Source organism: Acidobacteriota bacterium (assembly GCA_016184105.1).
Lineage (GTDB): Bacteria > Acidobacteriota > Vicinamibacteria > Vicinamibacterales > 2-12-FULL-66-21 > JACPDI01.
Genome location: JACPDI010000062.1, coordinates 1 through 4112 on the forward strand (window position 1 = coordinate 1; position 4112 = coordinate 4112).

The window sequence follows — 4112 nt, forward strand, 5'->3', positions numbered from 1 at the left end:
CCAAGATGGATGACATGCCAGTCGGTGGCCCGGCCCTCGTCTGCCGAGTACTGGCACATGGGCGCGATGACGATGCGGTTGCGGAGCTCCAGTCCGGCGACACGGAACGGAGTAAACAGACGGGGGTTGCTCATCGGTAATTATAGACGCCGGAACCCCCTGTCCCGATCCTTTCTCACGCGAGTGGCACAGGAGCCCGCAGTCGATCGCGAGCGCCGCGGGCAGCGAGGTCTCCAGGGGACTGTCGAGCCGCCTGGGGACGGCGAAGCCGCCGACGAACGCGATCGCGTAGAGAAACGTCTTGAGGAAGATCAGGTACGAGACGACACCGTAGGCAAAGAACAGCAGACGCTTGATCACTTTCCCCTCCTGTGCGTCCAGAGGATGCGCCGCTCGACAGGACCGTCGCCATCCGCGTTCTGTCCCGGTTCGACTGGAATTGCGGTCCCGGACGTGAGACAAATGTCCCAATCAGCCGGATGACCACCCCCGATTCGCCCAGTGGACTGCGGATCTGGCGTCGGTGTTCAACGGCTGAGGCGGGGAGAGCCGGCGGGCGGGGCCGCGCACAAAGCACGGAAATGACCAGGAGCTGCCATGCGAGGCGAGACGTTTCCCGTGACGAAGAGCGATGAGGAGTGGCGCCGGATCCTGTCGCCGGAGCAGTATGCCGTGCTCCGCGGGCACGGGACGGAACGGCCGGGCTCGTGCGCGCTGCTGCACGAGCACCGCCCCGGCACGTTCAAGTGTGCCGGGTGCGGACAGCCCCTGTTCGTCAACGATCGCAAGTTCGAGAGCGGGACGGGATGGCCGAGCTTCTTCGGGCCGATCGACGGTGCCCTCGGCTCCACGATCGATCGCAGCCACGGGATGGCGCGCGAAGAAGTGCACTGCAGCCGATGCGGCGGGCATCTCGGCCACGTGTTTCCCGACGGCCCGCCGCCGACGGGCCTCCGCTACTGCATCAACGGAGTGGCACTGACGTTCGAAGCGAGCGAGGCGGGGTAGGGTCTTGGGTCCGCCCGGAACACAAGAAGGGCAGAGGGAAGACAGCAGGAGCCGCTGTCGTGCCGAACGCGACCGCGGAAGTTCTCCCCGACGGGCCGGACCGGAGGTGACCGGCGTCAGCTCCCGCGCCCTGCTGCCTTCCCTTTGCCCCGCAGTTCGTCAGCAACGCACATGCCCGCCGCCTCGGATGGCTGGGCACCCGGTTTACGCCAATTTCCGGATCCCCGTGCCGGCGTTCCCACGAGAGTTCGAGGTAAGCGCTTGCCCCGTGGCCAATCCACTGGCTGCGCTGTCGCTGAAGCGAACCACGCCGCCCGTTCGACGCCGACGCCCGCGTACGGGCGATCGCCATGACAGCACTAGACTTGTCGGGCGGTGCGGGTTCGCATTAGCATTTACGCCTTCCGACTTCATGCTTCATGCCTTAGCAGGAGAGGCCCTACATGCGATACCACCTGAACGCGCTACGTGCCACGGTCGTCGTGGCGGCGCTCGTTGGAGGCGCCCCGATTCTCGACGGGATCGTTCGCGCCCAGAGCCAGCCAGCGTCCACGTCGTTCGACCAGCGGTTCCTTTCGGGACTGCGTTGGCGGTCGATTGGTCCGGCCCGCGGCGGCCGATCGATCACAGTGTCCGGCAGCGACTCACGACCGCTCGAGTACTACTTCGGCGCGACCGGCGGCGGCTTGTGGAAGACGACGGACGGCGGGCAGACCTGGCGCCCCGTTGCGGACCAGGCCCTGAAGACTTCATCGGTCGGCGTTGTCGCCGTGGCGCCATCGAACCCCGACGTCGTGTACGTCGGGATGGGTGAAACGGAACTGCGGGGCAACATCATCCAGGGCGACGGTGTGTACAAGAGCGCCGACGGCGGCAAGACGTGGTCGCATGCGGGCCTCAAGGAAACGATGTCGGTGGCGCGGATCCGGATCCATCCTTCCAACCCTGACATCGTCTACGTCGCGGCGCTCGGCAACCCGTACGGGCCGAACCCGGAACGCGGCGTGTTCAAGTCCACCGACGGCGGCCGGAACTGGAAGAAGACGCTCTTCCGCGACGAGAAGACCGGCGCGGTCGATCTGGTGATCGATCCGCAGAAGCCCGACGTGCTGTACGCGTCGCTGTGGGAGGTCTACCGCACGCCGCACTCGCTTTCGAGCGGCGGCCCGGGCAGCGGGCTCTACAAGTCGGTCGACGGCGGAGAGACGTGGACCGAGCTCACGAAGAACAAGGGGCTCCCGCAGGGCGTCATCGGCAAGAGCGGCATCGCGGTCTCGGGCGCGGATTCGAATCGCGTGTACGCGATTGTCGAAGCGCAGGACGGCGGCGTGTTCCTGTCCGACGACGCCGGCGCCTCGTGGAAGCTCGCGAACGACGACCGCCGGCTGCGCCAGCGCGCCTTCTACTACACCCGCATCTACGCCGATCCGAAGGACAAGGATACCGTTTACGTGCTCAATACCGGCTTCTATCGATCGACCGATGCCGGCAAGACGATCCGGGCGATCCGCGTGCCGCACGGCGACAACCACGACCTGTGGATTGCGCCGAACGACCCGAAGCGGATGATCAACAGCAACGACGGCGGGGCCAACGTCTCCACCAACGGCGGCGAGACGTGGACCGAGCAGGACTTTCCGACCTCGCAGTTCTATCACGTGATCGCCACCAATCACGTGCCGTATCACGTGTGCGGCGCGCAGCAGGACAACAGCACCGCGTGCGTGCCCAGCGATGGCACGGGGGACTACCTCTATCCGGTGGGCGGGGGCGAGAGCGGGTACATCGCTCAGAGCCCGAAGGACCTGGACGTGTTCTACGCGGGCAGCTACGGCGGCCTGCTGACGCGGATCAACCGGCGGACGGGTGAGCGCCGCGCTGTCAACGTGTGGCCGGACAACCCGATGGGCCACGCCTCGGGCGCGATGACGGAGCGCTTCCAGTGGACCTTCCCGATCGTCGTGTCGCCGCACGACCCGAACGTCCTCTACGCCACGTCGCAGCACGTGTGGCGAACGACGAACGAGGGGCAGAGCTGGGAGAAGATCAGCCCGGACCTGACGCGGCACGATCCGTCGACGATGGGGGAATCGGGCGGGCCCATCACGCTCGATCAGACGGGCGTCGAGACGTACGCGACCGTGTTCACCCTGGCGCCCTCCACGCGTGAAAAGGACACGCTGTGGGCCGGCTCCGATGACGGCCTCGTGCACGTGACGCTCGACGGCGGCAAGTCCTGGCAGAACGTCACGCCGCCGGACCTGCCGGAGTTCGCGCGCATCAGCCTGATCGAGGCCTCACCGCACGCGGCCGGCACGGCCTACGTCGCGGCAAACCGCTATCAGCGCGCGGACCGTGCGCCGTACGTGTTCCGCACGACCGACTACGGCGCGTCCTGGACGAAGATCGTCGCCGGCCTGCCCGCCGACGACTTCGCGCGCGCCATCCGCGAGGACAAGGTGCGGCGGGGCCTGCTGTTCCTCGGCACCGAGACCGGCATCTTCGTCTCGTTCGATGACGGGGCGAACTGGCAGTCGCTGCGGCTCAACCTGCCGGCGACGCCGGTGCACGACATCGCGGTGAAGGACAACGACATCGCGATCGCCACGCACGGGCGCGCGTTCCACATCCTCGACAACATCAGCGTGCTCCGGCAGCTGGACGCGAAGGTCGCCGCCAGCAACGTGCACCTGTTCGGCCCGGTTCACGCGACCCGTACGCTCTCGCGCGGGGTGACCATCGACTACTACCTCAAGGCGGACGCCGACAAGGTGACGATCGACATCCTCGATGCGCAGGGCGCGCTGGTGCGCACCTACACGGGCACGGCCGAGGAAGAGAAGAAGCGCGCCGCCGAGCAGCAGCAGGGGGGCGCCGACGAGGAGGAGTCGTTCTTCCGCGGCGGGCCGCCCGCGCGCGTGGGCGTCAAGGGGGGCATGAACCGGTTCACGTGGGACATGCGGTACCCGCCGGCCACGGAGTTCCCGAACCTGATCATGTGGTCCGGCAGCGTCCGCGGCCCGATCGCGCCACCGGCGCAGTACTCCGTGCGCATCACGGTGGGCGGCGACACGCAAACGCAGTCGTTCCGCATCGTCCGGCAC

General features: G+C 67.3%; 3 protein-coding genes. 2 read left to right on the plus strand and 1 reads right to left on the minus strand.

Features of this window, described 5'->3' with window-relative positions:
- Window positions 1-134: oxidoreductase (locus HYU53_18720; GenBank protein ID MBI2223228.1), on the minus strand; the 134-nt coding region annotated here is incomplete at its 3' end.
- A gap of 463 nt (window positions 135-597) precedes the next feature.
- Between HYU53_18720 and msrB the strand changes: the two genes are divergently transcribed.
- Together msrB and HYU53_18730 are read left to right on the plus strand one after the other, a co-directional pair.
- Window positions 598-1008: a peptide-methionine (R)-S-oxide reductase MsrB gene (msrB, locus tag HYU53_18725; GenBank protein MBI2223229.1), complete on the plus strand. Its 411-nt coding sequence runs from the start codon at window positions 598-600 to the stop codon at window positions 1006-1008.
- Between the two features lie 443 nt (window positions 1009-1451).
- The coding region (locus HYU53_18730) for a glycosyl hydrolase (GenBank protein ID MBI2223230.1) at window positions 1452-4112 on the plus strand (2661 nt) is incomplete at its 3' end.